Raw genomic sequence first — 20,190 nt, forward strand, 5'->3', positions numbered from 1 at the left:
AGGGTGGTGTGGGCTGTGGTGTGGCCTCCCCACAGCCCACACCGGTGCGGTCATCACGCTGGCGCCCGGTCGTTGCGCAGTCTCGCCGGCCGGGTTGCGCAGGTGGTGCGCAGCGGCTGCGCAACGCTGTGACCTGCCGTGGCTGGGCCTGTGGTCGGGGTTGTGGTCGGGCTTCGATGGTCCGCGGCGGGTGCGCGGCGCTCGATGTGCAATGGGGTTGTGCGGGAACGGGGTTGCGCGGTGGGCTGTCCGCTGTGTGTCGGCCCTTGCGTACTGGCTGCGCAGCGTCTCAGTCGGAGGTGTCGTCCGGCTTGTCTTCTGGTCGGTAGAAGCTGCAGGTTTTGAGGTACTCGGTGTCGCGGACGGCGACGCGGAACTGGGCTGCCGGAGATCGGAGATGTCTTCCGGCTGGCTCTGGTGCAGCTGTCGACGTGGAGGACAGCGGGCGGAGGTGGCCAGCCCGTCGTCGGGTTCGTGACGGGCCCATTCGTGACGGCCGTGTCTGTGTGCGGACGTGGGAAACAGCCTCGTTTCCGTGAGCGCGTAGCGCACCTATCAGTTTTTATTGTGGCTTTTCGCGTATTGATGCCCGGTGCGGCGATTCTTGGGATGCTAGGCGGGACGGGTGGGAGGAACTGTGGTCGTGAGTGGTAGGCAGAGTGGGGTTCCCCGGTTGCTGACGGCAGCGGAGACGGCGGCGCCGGTGGATGCGGTCGATGTGATCGCGGAGGATCTGCGGCGGCGCTTCGAGGCCACGAAGGTCTGCTTCCTCATCGTGGACCTGACGGGGAAGGCGGTGGCGCGGCTGTCGACCGCTCCCGCGGAGGGCGGGCGGGAGGTGGAGCGGATCCCTTTGTTCGGCAGTGTCTACGAGGAGGTGATCCGTACGCAGCGGCTGTATCAGGAGGCGGCGGGTCAGGGGCAGCGGGTGATCGTGCCGGTCACCAACCGGGGGGATGCGATCGGGCTGCTGGAACTGCTCCTGCCGGCCTCCCCCGGCGAGGACGTCCTTGATGAGGTCGGGGAAGCGGCCCATCTCCTGGCCTACATCGTGATCGCCAACGGGCGCTTCACCGACTTCTACACCTGGGGCAAACGCTCCAGGCCGCCCACCCTGGCAGCGGAGATCCAGTACCAGTTGCTCCCCTCGTCGCTGTCGTGCGAGGCCGCGCAGTTCACGCTGTGCGGGAGCCTGGAGCCCTCCGAAGACCTCAGCGGCGACACCTTCGACTACACCCTGGACCGGGACACACTGCACGTGTCGGTGACCGATCCCATGGGCCACAACCTCAACGCGGCCCTGGCCGCCACAGTCCTGGTGAGCGCCCTGCGCGGCGCCCGCCGCGCGGGAGCCGGCCTGGCCGAACAGGCCCACCGCGCCGACCAGGCACTCGTCGACCACGGCCGCGGGCACGCCACCGGGCAGCTGTTGCGCATCAGTCTCCACACCGGGCGGGCCCAGTTCGTCAACGCCGGGCACCCCTGGCCGCTGCGGATGCGCGAGGGTGTTGTCGAGGTGATCACCTGTGAGGTGGATCATCCCTTCGGGCTGTCCGAGTTCGCGACCCTTCCCTACCGCGTTCAGGACCTCGATCTGCGCCCTGGTGACCGTCTGCTCATGTTCACCGACGGCATGGTCGAACGCCGCGGGGAGAGGGTCGACCTTCTCTCGCTGCTGGAGCGCACCCGGGGGCTGCACCCGCGGGAGACCGTGTTGATGCTGACGTCCGCGGTCCGGGACGCTGCCGGCGGGCGGCTCGAAGACGATGCCACCGTGATGTGCCTGGACTGGCACGGCCCCCAGGAGACCCAACGGCATGTCAGTTCTGGCGCGGACGCCCAACAAGCATCAGCCGGCCGCACGAAGCAGCAGCCGTGAGCAGAGTGCTCTCCCGGACGGTGCCGGGCGAGGGGGAGGTTTTCCGTGTGCGTGGTGTGGGCGGTGGTGTGACCTCAGCACAGCCCCTTACCGGTGTGGCTGGCCTCGCCCATGGCCGGCCGGGGCTGCGAGGGGTGGGATACGGCTGTCGCACCGGGCGCACGTCTGGGCACCGGGGCCGGGGCGTGGTTATGCGTTGCGCAGCGGTGAGCTGTGGAGTCGGGGACGCGATTACGCAGTGTTGCGCGGCGGCCCGCTGCACATCATCTGTGTGATCGGCCGGTGCGGTCGGCGCGTGTGTTCTCGATGACGCAGCCACGCCGCCGCGGAGGGATCATTCGAGCCCGCTCATTTAGCGCTAGCCGGAGGTACTGCGATTCCGCGTGCCGCAGCCGTCATGCCGCAGCCGTCATTGGCGGCCGGTGCGGCGGTCCGACGAGATCTACCGGCGTGCTGTCGAGCAGAACTGAGACGTCGTCAGGGGCGAGTTGTTGTGGGGACAGGGCCGCTGCCCGGTGTGCCGGGTGTCGGTCTCGCTGCGCAAGCGGACGGGTGCGGTGTACTGCTCGCCGAAGTGCCGTACCAGGGCGTGGCGCAGGCGCCGTGACGCCACCGAAGACGCGTGACGCATCCGAACGGCTGTCACTGTACGCGTCACCTGTGACGGCTGACCCTCACGCTGAAGGGGCCCTGGCGCGAGCCGTGCGCCCAGCGGCATGAGGTTCGGAAACAGAGCGTGACGCGTTGTGGGCCGGCGCGCCCGGTTGCGCACGGGGGAGCTGCGCATCCGGGCGGGACTGCGCAGTGTCCCGCTGCCGCGACGTGCGCAGAACGCGCCGAACGAGGAGGAGAGCACCCTCCGTTCGTGGTCGGCACCGGTGTAGCCACACCCGTGTGGTCGCCCCGACCACGCCTTGCTGCTGCGCAGACCACGCCCATTGCGCAGACCCTAATAGGACTCCGTTAGGTCTTTCGGTTTGCGCTGATCAAGAGCATGTTGGGGTGGTGGATTTACATGAAGTGAGGCGTGTTCGGGCGACGTTGGCGTTGTTCGTGGCCGATGTGTTCGCTTCGGTGCCGCGGAAGGACCAGCGGGCCAAGGGTGACTGTTATCTGCGGGGACTGATGCTGGACGGCCGTCGCAAGTCGATCCAGGCGATGGCGGCGCGACTGCCGGACGGCAACGAGCAGAACCTGCAGCAGTTCGTGAACCAGTCGACCTGGGATCCGGTGCCCGTGCAGCGGCGGATCAACGAACGTCTGCTGCCGCTGGTCGACCCGGTGGCGTGGGTGATCGACGATGTGTCGATGCCGAAAGACGGCCGGATGTCGGTCGGTGTGGCTCCGCAGTACTGCGGAGCCCTGGGCAAACGGGCGAACTGCCAGGTCGCCGTCAGTGTCCACGCCGCCAGTGACACTGCCTCATGCCCCCTGCAGTGGAGGCTGTTCCTGCCCGAGGACTGGGCTGCGGACGGCCACCGCCGCACCAGGACCCAGGTTCCGCCCGAGGTCATACACCGGGAGAAATGGCGTCTGGCACTGGACATGCTCGACGCTCTCGCGGACTGGGGCATGACACCGCCGGCGGTGGTGTCCGACGCCGCCTACGGCACCAACGCACACCTGCGGGCCGCCCTCTCGGAGCGAGGACTCACCTATGTCCTGTCCGTCCGCTCGGACGTGAGCGCCCACCCGTTCGACGCACAGCCCATGGCTCCGGACCGCAAAGGAGATATCGGCTGCTGGCCCCAGCCGCGTTACCGCCAGAAGGCGCCGTCAGTGGCGGCTCTTGCCACGGCTCTGGGGCGAGAGGCATTCACCCCGCTCACGTGGCGCCAGGGTTCGAAAGGGGAGTTACGTTCCCGCTTCGCGGCGGTGCGCGTGCGTCCGGCCGGAAAAGCCGTCGAACGACCGATCAAAGCAGCGGCCTCAGCCGGACAGGGCTGGTGGGACGGGGTCCTGCCCGACTGCTGGCTCCTGGCCGAATGGCCCGCCGGAGCCGACGCGCCAAGCGAATACTGGCTTTCCAACCTCCCGCCCGACACCCCGATCGCCGATCTGGTCCGCCTGGCCAAGGTCCGCTGGCGCATCGAGCACGACTACCGCGAGCTCAAGCACGGCCTGGGCCTGGACCACTTCGAAGGCCGTTCCTGGCCCGGCTGGCACCACCACGTCACCCTCGTGACCGCCGCCCAAGCCTTCCTCACCGAACAGCGCCTGGCCCCAAAAGCACCGCACCCAGCATCACCCTCTACCAGATCCTCGACGCTCTCCAAGACACCCTGAGGTGCTGGACCGGGATCTGCAGCAGCTGCCGGCAACCCCTCCCCACCAGAGCCCGCACGACAACAAGATCAAGAAAGACCTAACGGAGTCCTACTACGCAATGGGCGTCTGGAACCAGCACGGTGAGGTTGTCCAGTGCGGTCTCCTGGGAGGCAGGGCAGTCTCAATGGCCCGCCCGAACGGAAAATTAAATGCACGTCGTCCTGAACTGTGTTGGTGCCGACGATCAGGGTGGCTACGTGCGCCGGCTGGAGGCCTTCGCGGAGACCAGCCGGGAGCGCCTGGTGAAGCTGTATTCCCGATACGGGCCGGGCGGGACGTCCGCGGATGAGAGGCACTGCTACCTCACGCACCAGCCGGAGAGCTTCGTCATCTGCGAGCGCCTCGACACGGTCCTGATGTGGCTCGACGGGGTGTGGAACGACGAGATCGACGCCGAGCTGGCCCTCGAATGCTTCACCAAGTACTGGCGCTACGGCCTGTGAAGACCGGCCGCAGCTCGACACACCGTTACCGGCCCGACAGGGGGACTCACGGAGAGGCGGAACGCATGGCCCAGATGACGATCGGGGACCTGTACGGCCTGCTGAGTCAGGTTCCCCGGCGGCGGGATCCGGAGCAGAACGGGATCCGGCTTGTGTACGACGGCATGGTCGTCCACCTGTCCACAGCGGATACCCGGACACTGTGATCGTCCGAGCCAGCGCTCCGCGGACAGCAGGATCTCCCGTTCCTGCCTGTCCTTGGACGACGTGGTCACATTCCACTATCTGCGTGGCTTCGGACATGATCAGCGAAGCAGACCCTCCAAGAGGTCGCTGCCGAGCCGGGCCACGACGGTGACGTCCAGTTGATGCAGCACGTACCGCCCGCGGCGCCGGGTAGTGAGCAGGCCTGCCTTCTTCAGTACCGCCAGGTGTCTCGACACCTCGGGCGCGGTCAAGTCCATGGAGTGCGCAAGTTCGCCGGTGGTGGAGGCACTGCGGGCGAGCTGACGGCAAAGTCGCAGCCGCAAGGGGTGGGACAGTGCCGTCATCCGCGACGCCAACTGCTCGACTGCGGGCGGGGACGCCAGTTCCGGGAACCTGACTGGATAGTGCAGAACCGGTTGCCAGCCATATCGGTGCAGGACACCGAGATGAGGCCAGCCCACGCTTGTCGGAATGAACAGCAAGCCGCCATCTCCTGTGACGGTCCGCCCCCTGTCGAGCTTGTCCACGGTGATACAGGTACCGGCCTTGTCCAAGACGGCCACCGGAGAGACAGCAGAGAGCGCCCCGGAAAGGCCCTCCCGATGCAGAAGCTCGGTCTTGCGGCGGGCATCGGCCGTCAGCTGCTGACTCAGGCGAACCCACATCTGGGCGTAGAAGGCCGAATCGCATTCCTCCACGAACTGCCGAAACCGGGCCCGGATACGCGGCGGGTCGGACAGTAGTTGCTCGCTGAACCGGAACTGTCGCGGCCCACGAGAAGCCGCGAGCTCCAAGGCACGCCGCCGTAGAACGGGATCACCGAGCAGCGCGGGCCCCGGTGCCCCGTAGGACGCGGCGTACGTGAACTCCAGTGCCGTGTCCACGAACTGTTCGTCGCTGAGCCTGTCCAGCAGGTCCAACTCTTCAGCGATGGTCCTACCGGGGCGGGTGCGACGGCCCGGAATTCCAGCAAACGGCATAAAAATGTCAGAAGGCGAACCTCGCCACAAGAAGTCGGCCTCGCTCATCTGGTCGGCCAAATGTGGGGCGAGGGTGGCGGTCACGCCCGTCGCCCAGGCGTGGAGGCCGGGGTGATGGTCGAGTTCGGACAGTGCATGCAGCGCCATGCCGAGTTCCGCCAGCGGAGAAGGAACGACGGCGACCCTCTCCTGTTTTAGTCCGGTGATGTCGATATGCACGCTCACGCCCACAGTGTGCATCCCGCCTCCGACCAGGAGGACACTCCGTGCGCCGATGGTCCCGACAGGAGCGGGGATCCATCAGGTTCCATCTGTTCTGAGCCGCACCAGGAGACGCCCAGTGACGTATATAGACCCCGAGGGCCGAGCCAAGGCTGAAGTGCACGGTCACCCATATGCTGCGGAGGAAGTCATCGCCGCTGGGTACGACCTGGCAGGCCGCGTCTGCCGAGAGCTCCGCCGCGCCGGCCTTCCTGCCGATGTCGAGCACCCGGGCACGCAGAGAGAGCCCGGCGTCTGGGTGGAAGTCGACAGCATGGGGGAGTACGCCGGAGGCCTCTGCGTCCGCTGGAACGCCCCAGAACTGGGAGAGGCCGGTATGCGGGCAGTGACAGAACGGCAGGACCCGGCAGCGCCGGAGTGGAAGCGCTACACCGAGGTCGTCCTCCTCCCAACATGCTCTTGATCAGCGCAAACCGAAAGACGCCGCATCAGGTCCTACGGCAAGGTTCAAGCGTGCTTCAACGTCAAGGGAAACCATCTGTACCAGGGCTGTACGATCCAATTCCTCCAGCGCGTCGGCGGTATCGGGCACGACAAGATTTTGTGGTCGAAGACCTACTGGGGTGCGAAACACAAGACGTGCACTCCGTGGAAGTCGGCGGGCCACGACAAGGTTTGGGTGAAGATTTGGTATGACAAATTCCCCCACTCGCGTGCCGCCGCGCAAGTCTGGATTTACAACCCATGACGCCCCAAGCTGCACCTCAGAGGTGACGTAGCTTCGACAGCGGACCGCTGTGATCATGTGGCGTTGTCGAGATGCTGCTGATCATTCCAAGGCCGCGAGGGTGAGTCTGCTGCACGACGTTCTTCGCGTCGAATCCCTGCGTCGTAGCCGGCGTCCAGCACGATCAGGATCGCCGGATCGTTCTGGACCCACCGGCCTGCGGCGATGAGCCGCTCGACGACCTTGCGGACCTCGGCGGTGATGGCTGCGCGCCGGGGTGAGCCGGACCGCGTCCAGGAGGGCGGTCCAGGCGGTACGGCCGGTCCCCAGGGCGGCGACGACCGAGAAGGGCCAGCCGGGTGGTGCGTGGCGCTGTCGCGGCCGTAGGTGTGACGCAGCGAGCGGTCCGGCACGGTTCCGGTGTCGGGCCGCAGCCACGGCGAGACATCGCCGGCCAGGACCAGCCGACCATCTGCCCCAGATGCCGGGCCTGCTGTGAGCGGAGGGGCTCAGCGCAGCCGTCGCGCATGCAGCACCAGGTCGTCGGCATGGTGCACGCCGGCGCCGCCGTCGGGTGCCACGCGTGGTCGCTGCTCGTTCACCTCCACCTTCCAGTCGTCGGTGAGCTGGGCGGCGACCATCGAGGGCCAGACGTAGTCGGCCGGGTCGAAGCCGCTGTCGTGCGCCTGCTGGGTGTCCATCCCCGCGTGGTGTACGAGCAGCAGCACGCCGCCGGGCGCGACGGCCGCGAGCAGTGCTCGCTCGGCTGCGGCGTCGGGGGTGCGCAGCAGGGCTGGATACTGCGCGGAGACCAGGTCGAAGGAGGCCGGCGGGAGCGCCGCTTCCGTCAGCGCGGCATGTATCCAGCGGACGGCGACGCCTGCGTCCCGCGCGTGCCCGGCCGCCCGCTCCAACGCCACGCCCGAAACCTCGAGCGCGGTCACGTCCCAGCCGCCGCGCGCGAGCCATACGGCGTCCGCGCCCTCGCCGCAGCCGACGTCGAGCACCCGTCCAGGCGTGAGCCCGGCGACCTCGGTCACGAGCGCACCGTTGGGCTGGCCGCTCCACAACTGTTGTCGGTCGGCGTATCGGTTATCCCACTCCGCCCGCACCGCGGGGTCTCCGACGTATCCGTCGCCAGGCAAAGAAGTGTCAGACACGGGCGATCCCGCCGTGATGTTGTCGGTCATGGGCCCAACGTCACCCAACGCGGCCCGGTCACGCCACTCCTGTTGCCGCTCCGGCAAAACGGTGTCCAAGGGGCGAGGATCAGCCGGACGTAGTCGCACTGGACGTCATCGCAACAGACTGGCCGACCTGCGCAGATCAATCTTCGGTGGCAATCGGGCAAGGTTCGCTGTCACAGGCGGTGGGGTGCGCGTGACATACCTGCACGGGATGGTGTCCTTGGCCACGGAACTTGACCGGTGGCTGGTGACTCACTCTTCCAGCGACGACGGCCAGACATACCCGAAGGCTTCGGCGCACTCTCGATAGCCGCCGAGAACCACCGCGCCGTTCAGGGGGTGCGGGCGCCGGACGGCAGCGACGATACGTTCGGCCTGGAACTCGGGGCTCTCCTCAGTCACCGCGAACCCGATCTTCAACTGGATGAAGGGATCGGCGCTCTCACGCGGAACATGGAGGGAGACAAGGACCTGTCCAGGGTCCGAGTCCCACACTGAGACCCAGAACGTGTCACTGTTCCATGCGGCCAGGGGATTCGGCACGATGAGCAACTGCTGATGCACCAGGTCAGCGACATCCCACGCCAGCGAAGGCCGCTCTGCCAGAGCCACAGTGCTCCCCTTATTCGAACCTGCACGCCCCGGCCTGGAGCGCACACGTGCCGCGAACATGATCGACCGCATCCTACCGACGTGGCGGCTGGTCACGCGGGCGAGTGCCTGAGCCGTCAAACCTCAGCGTCAAGGACAGCGACCTCGCGCAAAGGCAAATCGCCGAGCCACCGGCGTCTCACTCAATCCAGTCCGCGCAGGTCAACACGATCCGGTCGACAAACTTCGTTGCGACCAGTCAGGGATGGTGAGGTTCCGACAACCAGGGAGTGTTCTATTCCCTGTTCGAGGCGGTGAGTGTTCGCCGCCCGGATGAGGACACAGCGATGACGACCCCAGCGCCCCGGGTATCGGAGCCGGATCCCAGCACGATGCACCGCGCCGGTTCCCAGATCGGCCTGTGTGCGGGGTGCCAGCGGCAGACGTGGCGCTACGGTCCGGGGCGCCTCCCATTGTGTACCTGATGCATGACGGATCAGCAGGCCCAGTGGGGTTCCGCGGTCCGTTTCAAGAGCACACGCCCGTAGCCGCACGCGACCACTTCCCGCGTCACCGGACGCCGTGACGGCGGGGGAACATCTGCAGCCCTGCGCGGGTTACAACAGGCGTGGTTGTGAAGGGGACAGTGTCCCCGGGCCTCACCTCCAGCCCATGAGGACGATCGTTCGGCTGAAGCCTCATGGAGCCTTTCGCCGCGTAGGCGACCGCCCTTCACGACCATGCACAACGACAGCCCCGGCCGGGACCGACACCGGCCGGGGCTGCTTGCCTCTCGGTCACGCGGATTCTGTGGGGCGCGCCGGGGTGTCGGTGATCGCACGGCTGCCTCGATGGCTCACCAGGGCCCCGCTGTAGATCATCTGCTCGGGTGAGAGTGCGCGCGGCGGCACTCGTAACCTCAGCAGTGAGCCGAGCGAGAGGTATGACGTGGACTTCCCTGAACCTGGTCTTGCGGCGGAACTGGTGGGCGCCATTCACGCCGGGGACATCGGCGCTGTCCGGCGACTGATCTCCGACACACCTGAGCTCGGCACGGGCCCTCTCGGTGGCCCCTTCAAGTCCCGCACCGCGCTGCATGTGGTGGCCGACTGGCCCGGCTACTACCCGGGCGGCCCGCAGATGGTGCGGTTGCTTGTGGTCGGCGGCGCCGATCCCAGCGCCCGCGGCGCCGGCGGTGAGAGCCCGCTGCACTGGGCGGCCGGCAGCGACGACGTCGATGTCGCGGCAGCCCTCATCGACTGCGGTGCTGACATCGAAGCGCCGGACGGCTCCATCGGTACCCCGCTCGACAACGCCATCGGCTACGCCTGCTGGCGCGTCGCAGCCCTGCTCGCCGCCCGGGGGGCCCGGGTCGACAAGCTGTGGCACGCCGCCGCGCTCGGCATGCTGGATCGCCTCCAGGAACTGCTCGACGCGGCCAACCCCACCCCGCTGGAGGTGTCCCAGGCGTTCTGGCATGCCTGCTGCGCCGGACAGCGGCGGGCAGCCGAACACCTCATGGCCCGCGGCGCGGACCTGAACTGGGTGCCCGACTACGCCGAGGGCACCGCACTCGACGCCGCCAGAGGGCGCGGCACCGGCAGGGACGACGTGATCGGGTGGCTTGAGGAGCAGGGCGCCCGGCAGGCGAATCCCGAGCGCAGCTGACAGTTCGGGACGCGCGAGGACACGTCTCGTCAGCCTGGGACCTGACGGCGGCCACGGCTTCAAGTTCCTCTGCCAGGACGGGTTGCCCGAGGGCATGGAATGACGGAGTCCGGCTTGCTACACAGCGCGCGGTCCGCCGGCCGTGGGGGTCAGACGCCCGGGGCGGCCCGAACTGGGCATCGACGCTGTCGCGGTCGCCCGCGGTGTCCGTCGGGCCAGTGCGCGCCGCAGGTCGGTGATGCTCGGTGCTCCTTCGTGGTGGCCGTCCGGCGTCCGGTACAGGCGGCACGACAGGGAAGCGGGGGCGTGGGCGCCGGGCACGGCGAAGGGGTCTGTGCCGTCGATGAGGACCGTGGGTGATCCGGTCATCCCGAGCCGCGTGGCCTGCTCCGGATCGTCGACTTCGATCAGTTCCACCGCCGCGCTGCGGCCGTCGAGCGCGCGGGCGAGCCGTTTCCGGACCACCTGCGCGTTGGGGCAGTCGGGCATGGTCAGCACGGTGATCCGCACAGAGCGTCCTCCCAGCTCACAGGGCTTTGTACTGACCGTAGACCTTCCAGCGTGGTGGAAGGTCAAGGCGTGCGCTGGCAGATATGCGCATCGGTGATCTGGCCGCCGTGAGCGGACTGACGGCCAAGACTCTCCGCTTCTACGAGCAGGCCGGCCTGCTGCCCGCTCCGCCCCGTACTTCCGCGGGCTACCGGGACTACCCGGAGAAGTCTGTCTCGCGGCTGTCCTTCGTTCGTGAGGCGCAGCGCGCCGGGCTTACCCTCGCGGGAGATCCGCGGTGTCCTGGCTGTTCGGGATTCCGGTCAGGCGCCGTGCACGCACGTTGCGGATCTGATCGACGAGCACCTGGCGGACATCGAGCGGCGTTTGGCCGAGCTGCGCGCGACGCGCACGGTCCTGCGTGATCTGGCCCGGCGGGCGGCGGCGACCGACCCGGCCACGTGCGCTCAGGGCAGCATCTGCACCATCGTCACGAGGGCTTCTTCCTGATCGGGGGCCGGGGGTGCTGTGGGCCATGGTCCTTTGAGGGCGATGGCGTGGGCGGGGATGGTGATGGCGGCCAGGAGGAGGGCGAGGGCGGTGTACGTCGCTCTCCAGGAGAGGTGGTCGGTGAGGGCTGCGGTGGTGGGGGCGAAGACGGTGGAGGCGAGGCCGCCGGCGAGGGTTACGACGGTCAGGGCGCGGACGTGGTCGGGGGCGTACCAGCGGGTGAGGGCGGCGAAGGCGGGCGGGTAGAAGGTGGCGGCCATCGTGGCTCCGGCGAGCAGCCAGCCCGCGGTGAAGACGGCCAGGTCGGGTGCGGCCGCCACGATGAGGAGGCTGAGTGCGCCGAGGAGGGAGCCGGCTGTCATCACGGTGCGCGGTCCGTGGCGGTCGATGATCCGGCAGACGCGGATTCCGGCGAGGGCGGAGACCAGCAGCGCGGCGGAGAACGATGCGGTGGTGGCGCCGGTGGGCCAGCCGGTGGCGGCGGTGATCTGGGGGTTCAGGACGGGGAAGGCGTAGTAGAGGATGCCCCAGCTGGTGATCTGGGTGGCGCACAGCGCAGGCAGCGCGGCGCGGGGCCGTGACCGGACCCCCGTCACGGTTACGGCCCCGCTGGTGTGGAGTTCGGTCATCGGCGGATCAGCAGCAGCCGCCCTCGGGAGCCGCTGTCGCTTCCGTCGCGGCGGGTGCCGTGCAGCAGGTGCTGCCTGGCTGTTCGGCGAGGGAGTCGGCGTCGGCCTTGACGACGTAGACCTCCCACGGTTCCTGGCCGGGGCCGTGGACCCACACCTTGTCCTGCACGGCGTAGCAGCAGGTGGTGTCGTTCTCCACGTCCGTCACGAGGCCCTGGTTCGCGAGGCGGGTGGTGGCCGCGTGGACGGCTTCGGTGGATTCGACTTCGACGCCGAGGTGGTCCATCCGCGTGGCCTCGCCCGCGGTGCCTTCGATCAGGACGAGCTTGAGCGGGGGCTCTGTGATGGCGAAGTTGGCGTAGCCGTCGCGGAGTTTGGCGGGTTCGGTGGCGAACAGCTTGCTGTAGAAGGCGATGGACGCGGCGAGGTCGGGGACGCGCAGGGCGAGCTGTACGCGGGGCATGACGGTCCTCCTGCGGTAGAGGGTGGTGGCGCTGCGGCCGGTGGAAACCGGGGCGCCGGTGCAGGGACGGCTCAGCAGCACCCGCCGGACGAGGACCCCTCGCGGGCGGCGGCGGTGACGCCGATCTGGACGAGCTGGGGTGCCGGAGCGCAGCAGCCTTCCTGGTCGTCCGCTCCGGCGGCCGGGGTGCCCGCGAGGCCGCTGCCGCTGCACACGCCGGTCTCCGGGAGGATGAGTTCGACGCGGTCGGCGGCTTCGAGGTCGCCTGCGATGGCGGCGGTCACGGAGCGGACCTGCTCGTAGCCGGTCATGGCGAGGAAGGTGGGGGCGCGGCCGTAGGACTTCATGCCGACCAGGTAGATGTCCCCTTCGGGGTGGGACAGTTCGCGGTGGCCGTGCGGGTAGACGGTGCCGCAGGAGTGCTGGTTGGGGTCGATGAGCGGGGCCAGCGCGACCGGTGCCTGGAGGCGTTCGTCCAGGCCGAGGCGGATCTCGGAGAGGAAGCCGAGGTCGGGGCGCAGGCCGGTCAGCACGATCACCTCGTCGACCGGGTCGAGACGGCGGCCGTCCTCACCCGTCAGCACGAGGCGGCCGTCGGTGTCGCGGGCGATGGCTTCGGTGCGGAACCCGGTGACCGCGTCCGCGTGCCCGTTGTCGACGGCGGCCTTCGCGGCGAGCCCGAGGGCGCCGCGGGCGGGGAGTTCGTCGGCTTCGCCGCCGCCGAAGGTCGAGGCGCTGATGCCGCGGCGCACAATCCACACGGCGTGCGTACCGGGCTCATCACGCGCGAGGTCGGCGAGGCCGGCGAGCGCGGTGAAGGCGGAGGCGCCGGAGCCGATGACGGCGGTGCGCTTGCCCGCGTAGCGGGCCCGTACGGCCGGGTCGCCCAGGTCGGGCACGCGGTAGGTGACGTGGTCGATTGCCGCCTTCTCCCCGAGGGCGGGCAGGCCGCCGGCTCCGGCCGGGCTGGGCGCCGTCCAGGTACCGGAGGCGTCGATGACCGTGCGGGCGACCACGCGCTGCTCGCCGCCGTCGGCGGTGGTGAAGTGCACGGCGAAGGGCTGCTTGTCCCGGTCGGTGTCGACGACGCGATCGCGTCCGGCGCGCGAGACGCCGGTGACCCTCGCGCCGAACCGCACACGTTCGCCCAGGATGTCGGCCAGGGGCTGGAGGTAGAACTCGGCCCAGTCGGCGCCCGAGGGGTAGGTGGCCGCGTCGGGCCTGGTCCAGCCGGTCGGCGCGAGGAGCTTTTCCGCGGCCGGGTCGGTGACCTCGCCCCAGGTGGAGAACAGCCGGACGTGGCCCCACTCCCGTACCGCGGCCGCCGCTGCCGGTCCGGCTTCCAGGACCAGGGGCTCGATGCCGCGTTCCACGAGGTGGGCCGCGGCGGCCAGCCCGGCCGGTCCGGCTCCGATGACAACGACGGGAAGCTGGTCGCTCATGGCGCAAGGTCTCCTCAGACGCAGGGTGTTGGCAGGTGGCGCAGGGATGTTGGCCGACGGGCGGCAGGTGTGGATGCTCGCCGGGGCCGTTGCCGGGCGGGTGGCACGTCAGACACGACCGGGGTCGCCCGGGAGCGGATCGCGGAGCTCGGTGTCCGCAGGCGGCACCCTTATATCGACGTGTATCGATGTCTGTCGATACACGGAGCTTGCCACTGGTATCGATGAGTGTCAACATAGACACATGTCGAAGTCTCAGGTGGTGGAGCTCCCGGTGCTGCCGGCCGAGTCGGTCGTCCCGTGCTGCCCGCCGATCACGTCGGCCAAGCTGTCCCAGGCGGACGCGGAGAAGATGGCCGTCATGTTCAAGGCGCTCTCGGACCCGGTACGGCTGCGCCTGTTCTCCAAGGTCGCCTCGCACGAGGGCGGCGAGGCGTGCGTGTGCGACATCCAGGACGTCGGCGTCTCCCAGCCGACCGTCTCCCACCACCTGAAGAAGCTGCGCGAGGCAGGGCTGCTGACGTCCGAGCGGCGCGGCACCTGGGTCTACTACCAGGTCGCCCCGTCCGTGGTGGCGGCCATGTCCGCCATGCTCGACCTGCGCTCCTGACTGACGCTCGACGGGATACGCCGCCCGCTGGCGCTGACGGGCCTGCACACGAGAGTGCGCAGGCCACCGTGGGGCACAGAACGGAGCGGCAGAGCGCCTTCTCGCTGAACGCCCCCAAGGTGGACGAGTCGCGCCTGCGCCTTATGCCTGACGACGGCAGCGATACCTTCCGCAGTATCCACCGGGGTGCCATGGCGTTTGCCGAGGGCTGTTACGCCGGTATCCGGAACCCCAACAGTCACGAGGACGGCCTGCCGGAACTGCCCGAGCACGAGGCACTCGAACAGCTCGCGGCGTTCAGCGTTCTCGCACGCTGGGTGGACAGGGCTTCGTTGCTGACAGTCTGATGCTCGGACGTCCGGCCGCTCAGGACAGGAGTCCCACGATCTCGTGTGCGGTTTCGCGGGCCGGGCGGCCGACGCCGATGAGGGTGGCGGAGGCGGGGCCGGTCCAGTCGCCGTAGCCGAGCAGGTGCAGGCGTGGCTCGTCCGCGGCCCGCGTACCGAGGGTGGCGATGTGGCCGCGGCGGCCGCGGAGTTGGAGCGGGGCGAGGTGGGCGAGGGCGGGGCGGAAGCCGGTGCACCAGATGATCGTGTCGGCTTCGGCGCGGGTGCCGTCGGACCATTCGACACCGCCGGGGAGGAGGCGGGTGAACATCGGGGCTGCCTTGAGCAGCCCGTGGTCGCGTGCCGCGCGGACCGGTGGGACGGCGACGATGTCGCCGAGCGAGGCGACGCCCCTGGTGTCGGTGCGTCCCTCGTCGAGTGCGCGGCGGCGGGCGGTGGCCACGTCGAACAGCGTCCGGCCGTCGATGTCATCGGCCAGGAAGCGCGGCGGGCGCTGCGTGACCCAGGTCAGCTGGGTGTCGTGGGCGAGGTTGGCGGCGATCTGGGCACCGGAGTTGCCCCCGCCGACGACGATCACCCGGCGGCCGGCGAAGTCCTGCGGGCGCCGGTATCCGGCGGTGTGCAGCTGCTGTCCGCCGAAGTCGGCGAGCCCGGGCAGGAAGGGGAGGAAGGGCCGCCACCAGATCCCGGTCGCGCTGATCACGGCGCGGGCGCGCCAGTTCCCCGAGTCCGTCTCCACGCGCAGCAGACGGCCGTCCCGGTGTACGCCGCGCACCCGTACCGGCCGTTCGACGGGCAGGTGGTAGCGCTTCTCGTAGTCGGTCAGGTAGGCCACCACGTGCTGGGCGTCCGGGTATTCGTTGCCGGGCTGGGGTGGCATGAAGCGGCCGGGAAGGGAGGAGAAGGCCGCCGGGGAGAACAGGCGCAGGGAGTCCCAGGCGTGCTGCCAGGCTCCGCCCGGCGTGGGCTGGGCGTCGAGGATGACGAATTCCACGCCGAGGCGGCGCAGGTGGTAGCCGGCGGCGAGAGCGGACTGCCCGCCGCCGACGATCACCACCTGTGTCCGGCGGTCGACGGTCACCCGGCCAGGCCGAGGTCGGTGCGCTCAAGGTCCTGCATCAGCTCGCCTGCGGCGTGGGGGTCAGCTGGTGTGCGGCGCTGAACTTCCGCCGCCAGGCCAGGGAGACGTAGACGAGTGCGACCAGGACCGGGACCTCGATGAGGGGGCCGACGACGCCGGAGAGGGCCTGCCCGCTGGTGACGCCGAAGGTGGCGATGGCGACCGCGATGGCCAGCTCGAAGTTGTTGCCCGCCGCGGTGAAGGCGAGGGTGGCGGTGCGGTCGTAGGCGAGGCCGATGACCTTGCCGAGCGCGAAGGTGCCGAACCACATGATCGCGAAGTACACGAGCAGCGGCAGGGCGATGCGGGCCACGTCCAGCGGCTGCGAGGTGATGGTCTTGCCCTGCAGGGCGAAGAGGATGACGATCGTGAAGAGCAGGCCGTACAGGGCGAACGGGCCGATCTTCGGCAGGAAGCCGGTCTCGTAGGTCTCGCGGCCGAGCTTCTTCTCGCCGATGCGGCGGGTGAGGAAGCCGGCCAGCAGCGGGACGCCGAGGAAGATGACGACGTTAAGCGCGATCTTCCACATGGAGATGTCCAGGTGCTGGCCGTCGCCCAGGCCGAGCCAATTGGGCAGCAGGTCGAGGTAGAACCAGCCGAGCAGGCCGAACGCGAGGACCTGGAAGACCGAGTTCAGGGCGACGAGGACGGCGGCGGCCTCGCGGTCACCGCAGGCCAGGTCGTTCCAGATGATGACCATGGCGATGCAGCGGGCCAGGCCGACGATGATCAGACCGGTGCGGTACTCGGGCAGGTCCGGCAGGAAGATCCAGGCCAGCGCGAACATGACGGCCGGTCCGATGAGCCAGTTGCTGACCAGCGAGGAAACCATGAGCTTGCGGTCGCCGGTGACGTCGTCGAGCTTGTCGTAGCGGACCTTGGCCAGGACCGGATACATCATGACCAGCAGGCCGACGGCGATCGGCAGGGAGATGCCGCCGGTCTCCACCTTCGCCAGAGCGTCGTTGAGGCCTGGGATGAGCCGGCCGAGGCCGAGGCCGACGGCCATCGCGGCGAGGATCCACACGGCGAGGAACCGGTCGAGCGTCGACAGCTTCGCGACGACCGACGAGTCCTCGGTGGTCGCGGGTGCTTCGGTGGGGGTCACGGGCAGGCCCTCTTGTTGTCGGCGGCGTTGCGGGCGGACTCGGCCAGGTCGGCGAACTGTCCGGCGAGGTTGGCGATGACGTCGGCGCGCAGCTTGTAGTAGGTGAAGCGGCCGCACGGCTCGGTCTCCACCACTCCGGCCTCGCGCAGCACTCTCATGTGGTTGGAGAGGTTGGTCTGCTTCGCCCCTGTCTCCTCGATGAGGTGCGTGGTGCAGAGCGTCTCCTTGGCCAGGAGGGAGACGATCTGGAGGCGGAGCGGGTCGGCCAGAACCCGCATCAGATCAGCGTCGACTGACATCAGCATGCACTGATATTGTCACATCGCTCGGGACTGATGCCAGCGCTGAGTGATCTTCGAGGCCTGCATGTTCCGTGACTGCGTCCTCACCGCCGTACTGCCTGACGACCGGCTGGCCTCAGGCGTCGCCCGCCTCGCCCTGTCGAACCACTCAACTGTCGCCGGGCGCCCGGACTTCACCCCTGCACCACGCGCACCGCTCCATCACGGACGAAGGAAGAACTGATGCCCTCGAGCCCGCTCGCCTCCGTGCTGTTCGTCTGCGTCCACAATGCCGGGCGCTCGCAGATGGCCTCCGGATTCCTCAACCACCTCGCGGGCGACCGGGTCGAGGTCCGCTCCGCCGGTTCCATCCCGGGAGACCAGGTCAATCCGTCCGCCGTCGAGGCGATGAAGGAGGTCGGCATCGACATCTCCGGCCAGAAGCCGAAGATCCTCACCACCGAGGCCGTTCAGGCGTCCGACTACGTCATCACCATGGGCTGCGGCGACGCCTGCCCCATTTTTCCCGGCAAGAAGTACCTCGACTGGGACCTGGAGGACCCGGCCGGCAAGGGCGTCGAGGCCGTCCGCCCGATCCGCGACGAGATCAAGACCCGCATCGAGGCTCTGATCGCCGAGATCGAAGCCCGGCAGGAGGCGTGACTCCGTGACCGGCAGCGGCGCACGCGAGGTCATCGGCATCGGCTCCGGCCCCGCCTGATTCCCCGTCGCCCGCTACACCACCCGCGCCGGCCTGAAGCCACATACAGCGGGCCTGAACGTTGCCGCGCTCGTCGATGAGCAGCCCCCACGCGTGCTGAGGTCCCGGAGGGCATTGGTGGGGACACGCTCTCCCCGGCCGACAGGAGGAGCACGGTGACTGCGCCGGGCGCAGTCACCTGACTGATGCCACGATGCTGGCGGGAGCCCTGCCACGCACTGCACAGTCACCAGGGGCGCCCTTCACGACGTGCGCGGCCTCCACTCCCTCGTGCGGTCCCGCTCTCCACGCCGCGCCCATCGCGCACCATCGGGGCCTTCAGGCTCGCCGCCCGTGACGAGCCTGCTCACAGACCGGGGATGCGGTGCGTGACCGGCAGGCATATCGAGGAGCTGGAACGCTTGCCTGCGGTGGCCCTGACCGGGCCGCCTGCCTGTGCTGTGTGCGGGGGCGCGTGTCGTGTGCTCTGTTCGGAGGAGGCCGGGTTGCTCTACTTTCCGGTACGCGAGGGGCTGAGCGCAGTGGCCAGTGGCGTCGGAGGAGTGGTGGCGGTGTGCGGAGCGTTCTGCGGGCCGGCAAGTTGATTTCGTTCGACCCCGCGCAGGGGCTGGGGTTCATCGCCCCCTGCGGCGGCGAGGAACACGTTCCATTCCAGACGGAGGCGGTGAGGTTCGTGGACGTGGTCGCGGAGGGGCAGCTGGTCATCTACGCGATCGAGCGTGCGGATGCAGCGGTACGGGCCGTGGAGGTACGCCCCGCGTAGTAGGACTCCGTTAGGTCTTTCTTGATCTTGTTGTCGTGCGGGCTCTGGTGGGGAGGGGTTGCCGGCAGCTGCTGCAGATCCCGGTCCAGCACCTCAGGGTGTCTTGGAGAGCGTCGAGGATCTGGTAGAGGGTGATGCTGGGTGCGGTGCTTTTGGGGCCAGGCGCTGTTCGGTGAGGAAGGCTTGGGCGGCGGTCACGAGGGTGACGTGGTGGTGCCAGCCGGGCCAGGAACGGCCTTCGAAGTGGTCCAGGCCCAGGCCGTGCTTGAGCTCGCGGTAGTCGTGCTCGATGCGCCAGCGGACCTTGGCCAGGCGGACCAGATCGGCGATCGGGGTGTCGGGCGGGAGGTTGGAAAGCCAGTATTCGCTTGGCGCGTCGGCTCCGGCGGGCCATTCGGCCAGGAGCCAGCAGTCGGGCAGGACCCCGTCCCACCAGCCCTGTCCGGCTGAGGCCGCTGCTTTGATCGGTCGTTCGACGGCTTTTCCGGCCGGACGCACGCGCACCGCCGCGAAGCGGGAACGTAACTCCCCTTTCGAACCCTGGCGCCACGTGAGCGGGGTGAATGCCTCTCGCCCCAGAGCCGTGGCAAGAGCCGCCACTGACGGCGCCTTCTGGCGGTAACGCGGCTGGGGCCAGCAGCCGATATCTCCTTTGCGGTCCGGAGCCATGGGCTGTGCGTCGAACGGGTGGGCGCTCACGTCCGAGCGGACGGACAGGACATAGGTGAGTCCTCGCTCCGAGAGGGCGGCCCGCAGGTGTGCGTTGGTGCCGTAGGCGGCGTCGGACACCACCGCCGGCGGTGTCATGCCCCAGTCCGCGAGAGCGTCGAGCATGTCCAGTGCCAGACGCCATTTCTCCCGGTGTATGACCTCGGGCGGAACCTGGGTCCTGGTGCGGCGGTGGCCGTCCGCAGCCCAGTCCTCGGGCAGGAACAGCCTCCACTGCAGGGGGCATGAGGCAGTGTCACTGGCGGCGTGGACACTGACGGCGACCTGGCAGTTCGCCCGTTTGCCCAGGGCTCCGCAGTACTGCGGAGCCACACCGACCGACATCCGGCCGTCTTTCGGCATCGACACATCGTCGATCACCCACGCCACCGGGTCGACCAGCGGCAGCAGACGTTCGTTGATCCGCCGCTGCACGGGCACCGGATCCCAGGTCGACTGGTTCACGAACTGCTGCAGGTTCTGCTCGTTGCCGTCCGGCAGTCGCGCCGCCATCGCCTGGATCGACTTGCGACGGCCGTCCAGCATCAGTCCCCGCAGATAACAGTCACCCTTGGCCCGCTGGTCCTTCCGCGGCACCGAAGCGAACACATCGGCCACGAACAACGCCAACGTCGCCCGAACACGCCTCACTTCATGTAAATCCACCACCCCAACATGCTCTTGATCAGCGCAAACCGAAAGACCTAACGGAGTCCTAGTAGTGCTCTGACCGCAAAGGTTCACCTGGTTTGCTGCACTCCTGGCGG

The 20,190-nt window shown here is 68.8% G+C and carries 22 protein-coding genes and 2 pseudogenes; 12 read left to right on the forward strand and 12 right to left on the reverse strand.

All coding sequences use genetic code 11. The annotated features are described in order from the left end of the window. The first annotated feature begins 703 nt into the window (after positions 1-703). From GFH48_RS38105 to GFH48_RS38120, 4 genes are all read left to right on the forward strand, one after another. Positions 704-1,879 (forward strand): PP2C family protein-serine/threonine phosphatase, encoded by a 1,176-nt coding sequence (locus GFH48_RS38105; RefSeq protein ID WP_194280920.1) that lies wholly within the window; start codon positions 704-706, stop codon positions 1,877-1,879. A 1,005-nt stretch (positions 1,880-2,884) separates the two neighbouring features. Then, entirely contained in the window at positions 2,885-4,165 is a 1,281-nt protein-coding gene (locus GFH48_RS38110) for an IS701 family transposase (protein WP_153293319.1), read from the forward strand. A gap of 191 nt (positions 4,166-4,356) precedes the next feature. Further along, positions 4,357-4,650, forward strand: coding sequence for a hypothetical protein (locus GFH48_RS38115; protein ID WP_153292593.1), 294 nt, complete (start codon positions 4,357-4,359; stop codon positions 4,648-4,650). Between the two features lie 65 nt (positions 4,651-4,715). Next, positions 4,716-4,856: a hypothetical protein gene (locus GFH48_RS38120; protein WP_153292594.1), complete on the forward strand. Its 141-nt coding sequence runs from the start codon at positions 4,716-4,718 to the stop codon at positions 4,854-4,856. 99 nt (positions 4,857-4,955) lie between these two features. On the opposite strand, the gene GFH48_RS38125 is transcribed toward GFH48_RS38120, so the two are convergent. Beyond that, positions 4,956-6,062: a DUF5937 family protein gene (locus tag GFH48_RS38125; protein WP_153292595.1), complete on the reverse strand. Its 1,107-nt coding sequence runs from the start codon at positions 6,060-6,062 to the stop codon at positions 4,956-4,958. A 115-nt stretch (positions 6,063-6,177) separates the two neighbouring features. On the opposite strand from GFH48_RS38125, the gene GFH48_RS38130 reads away from it, so the two are divergent. After that, a complete protein-coding gene (locus GFH48_RS38130) occupies positions 6,178-6,522 on the forward strand; it encodes a hypothetical protein (protein ID WP_153292596.1) in 345 nt (114 codons plus the stop codon). 338 nt (positions 6,523-6,860) lie between these two features. On the opposite strand, the gene GFH48_RS39600 is transcribed toward GFH48_RS38130, so the two are convergent. From GFH48_RS39600 to GFH48_RS38140, 3 genes are all read right to left on the reverse strand, one after another. After that, the gene (locus GFH48_RS39600) at positions 6,861-7,250 is read right to left on the reverse strand and encodes a transposase (RefSeq protein WP_407698735.1); all 390 of its coding nucleotides are present in this window, start codon (positions 7,248-7,250) and stop codon (positions 6,861-6,863) included. Positions 7,251-7,295: 45 nt separating this feature from the next. After that, a complete protein-coding gene (locus tag GFH48_RS38135; RefSeq protein ID WP_153292597.1) occupies positions 7,296-7,976 on the reverse strand; it encodes a class I SAM-dependent methyltransferase in 681 nt (226 codons plus the stop codon). A 249-nt stretch (positions 7,977-8,225) separates the two neighbouring features. Beyond that, the gene (locus GFH48_RS38140; protein ID WP_019075709.1) at positions 8,226-8,585 is read right to left on the reverse strand and encodes a hypothetical protein; all 360 of its coding nucleotides are present in this window, start codon (positions 8,583-8,585) and stop codon (positions 8,226-8,228) included. Between the two features lie 927 nt (positions 8,586-9,512). Here GFH48_RS38140 and GFH48_RS38145 point away from each other — a divergent pair. Then, entirely contained in the window at positions 9,513-10,232 is a 720-nt protein-coding gene (locus GFH48_RS38145) for an ankyrin repeat domain-containing protein (RefSeq protein WP_153292598.1), read from the forward strand. A 117-nt stretch (positions 10,233-10,349) separates the two neighbouring features. Here GFH48_RS38145 and GFH48_RS38150 read toward each other — a convergent pair whose 3' ends face one another. Then, positions 10,350-10,742, reverse strand: a complete 393-nt coding sequence (locus GFH48_RS38150; protein ID WP_153292599.1) for a thioredoxin family protein — start codon at positions 10,740-10,742, stop codon at positions 10,350-10,352. Between the two features lie 83 nt (positions 10,743-10,825). On the opposite strand from GFH48_RS38150, the pseudogene GFH48_RS40320 reads away from it, so the two are divergent. Continuing rightward, a pseudogene (locus GFH48_RS40320) lies at positions 10,826-10,948 on the forward strand (MerR family DNA-binding transcriptional regulator); the annotation flags it as partial. Positions 10,949-10,976: 28 nt separating this feature from the next. Continuing rightward, positions 10,977-11,231 (forward strand): MerR family DNA-binding protein, encoded by a 255-nt coding sequence (locus GFH48_RS40325; protein WP_456114896.1) that lies wholly within the window; start codon positions 10,977-10,979, stop codon positions 11,229-11,231. On the opposite strand, the pseudogene GFH48_RS38160 reads toward GFH48_RS40325, so the two are convergent. From GFH48_RS38160 to GFH48_RS38170, 3 genes and pseudogenes are all read right to left on the reverse strand, one after another. Then, positions 11,219-11,860: pseudogene (locus GFH48_RS38160) on the reverse strand (MFS transporter); the annotation flags it as partial. The gene GFH48_RS40325 and the pseudogene GFH48_RS38160 overlap by 13 nt on opposite strands. Before the next feature lie 7 nt (positions 11,861-11,867). Then, on the reverse strand, positions 11,868-12,323 hold the full coding sequence (locus tag GFH48_RS38165; protein ID WP_153292600.1) for an ArsI/CadI family heavy metal resistance metalloenzyme: 456 nt from the start codon (positions 12,321-12,323) through the stop codon (positions 11,868-11,870). A 71-nt stretch (positions 12,324-12,394) separates the two neighbouring features. After that, on the reverse strand, positions 12,395-13,765 hold the full coding sequence (locus tag GFH48_RS38170) for an FAD-dependent oxidoreductase (RefSeq protein ID WP_153292601.1): 1,371 nt from the start codon (positions 13,763-13,765) through the stop codon (positions 12,395-12,397). A gap of 244 nt (positions 13,766-14,009) precedes the next feature. Between GFH48_RS38170 and GFH48_RS38175 the strand changes: the two genes are divergently transcribed. Then, entirely contained in the window at positions 14,010-14,375 is a 366-nt protein-coding gene (locus GFH48_RS38175) for an ArsR/SmtB family transcription factor (RefSeq protein ID WP_153292602.1), read from the forward strand. Positions 14,376-14,443: 68 nt separating this feature from the next. Next, positions 14,444-14,722, forward strand: coding sequence for a TIGR02391 family protein (locus tag GFH48_RS38180; RefSeq protein WP_228121219.1), 279 nt, complete (start codon positions 14,444-14,446; stop codon positions 14,720-14,722). Positions 14,723-14,741: 19 nt separating this feature from the next. Here the strand turns inward: GFH48_RS38180 and GFH48_RS38185 are convergent, their stop codons facing one another. Genes GFH48_RS38185 through GFH48_RS38195 form a run of 3 tightly spaced genes read right to left on the reverse strand, consistent with a single transcriptional unit; the run spans position 14,742 to position 17,255 of the window. Beyond that, complete coding sequence (locus tag GFH48_RS38185) at positions 14,742-15,803, reverse strand: ArsO family NAD(P)H-dependent flavin-containing monooxygenase (RefSeq protein WP_153292603.1); 1,062 nt, start codon at positions 15,801-15,803, stop codon at positions 14,742-14,744. A gap of 37 nt (positions 15,804-15,840) precedes the next feature. Continuing rightward, positions 15,841-16,950, reverse strand: a complete 1,110-nt coding sequence (gene arsB / locus GFH48_RS38190; protein ID WP_153292604.1) for an ACR3 family arsenite efflux transporter — start codon at positions 16,948-16,950, stop codon at positions 15,841-15,843. Further along, on the reverse strand, positions 16,947-17,255 hold the full coding sequence (locus tag GFH48_RS38195) for an ArsR/SmtB family transcription factor (RefSeq protein WP_153292605.1): 309 nt from the start codon (positions 17,253-17,255) through the stop codon (positions 16,947-16,949). The genes arsB and GFH48_RS38195 overlap by 4 nt, the downstream gene beginning before the upstream one ends. Positions 17,256-17,474: 219 nt before the next feature. Here GFH48_RS38195 and GFH48_RS38200 point away from each other — a divergent pair, with 219 nt between their 5' ends. Both GFH48_RS38200 and GFH48_RS38205 read left to right on the forward strand, forming a co-directional pair. Continuing rightward, positions 17,475-17,894, forward strand: coding sequence for an arsenate reductase ArsC (locus GFH48_RS38200; RefSeq protein WP_153292606.1), 420 nt, complete (start codon positions 17,475-17,477; stop codon positions 17,892-17,894). 611 nt (positions 17,895-18,505) lie between these two features. Next, the gene (locus tag GFH48_RS38205) at positions 18,506-18,715 is read left to right on the forward strand and encodes a cold-shock protein (protein ID WP_153292607.1); all 210 of its coding nucleotides are present in this window, start codon (positions 18,506-18,508) and stop codon (positions 18,713-18,715) included. Positions 18,716-18,808: 93 nt separating this feature from the next. Here GFH48_RS38205 and GFH48_RS38210 read toward each other — a convergent pair whose 3' ends face one another. Continuing rightward, positions 18,809-20,089, reverse strand: coding sequence for an IS701 family transposase (locus GFH48_RS38210; protein ID WP_153293319.1), 1,281 nt, complete (start codon positions 20,087-20,089; stop codon positions 18,809-18,811). Positions 20,090-20,190 lie beyond the last annotated feature (101 nt).

It is taken from the genome of Streptomyces fagopyri, from assembly GCF_009498275.1.
GTDB lineage: Bacteria > Actinomycetota > Actinomycetes > Streptomycetales > Streptomycetaceae > Streptomyces > Streptomyces fagopyri.

Excerpts from the sequence above, each read along its gene's own strand:
- GFH48_RS38115 (WP_153292593.1), top strand. The coding sequence starts at position 4,357 with ATGCACGTCGTCCTGAACTGTGTTGGTGCCGACGATCAGGGTGGCTAC.
- GFH48_RS38120 (WP_153292594.1), top strand. The coding sequence starts at position 4,716 with ATGGCCCAGATGACGATCGGGGACCTGTACGGCCTGCTGAGTCAGGTT.
- GFH48_RS38135 (WP_153292597.1), bottom strand. The coding sequence starts at position 7,976 with ATGACCGACAACATCACGGCGGGATCGCCCGTGTCTGACACTTCTTTG.
- GFH48_RS38165 (WP_153292600.1), bottom strand. The coding sequence starts at position 12,323 with ATGCCCCGCGTACAGCTCGCCCTGCGCGTCCCCGACCTCGCCGCGTCC.
- GFH48_RS38170 (WP_153292601.1), bottom strand. The coding sequence starts at position 13,765 with ATGAGCGACCAGCTTCCCGTCGTTGTCATCGGAGCCGGACCGGCCGGG.
- GFH48_RS38175 (WP_153292602.1), top strand. The coding sequence starts at position 14,010 with ATGTCGAAGTCTCAGGTGGTGGAGCTCCCGGTGCTGCCGGCCGAGTCG.
- GFH48_RS38195 (WP_153292605.1), bottom strand. The coding sequence starts at position 17,255 with ATGCTGATGTCAGTCGACGCTGATCTGATGCGGGTTCTGGCCGACCCG.
- GFH48_RS38200 (WP_153292606.1), top strand. The coding sequence starts at position 17,475 with ATGCCCTCGAGCCCGCTCGCCTCCGTGCTGTTCGTCTGCGTCCACAAT.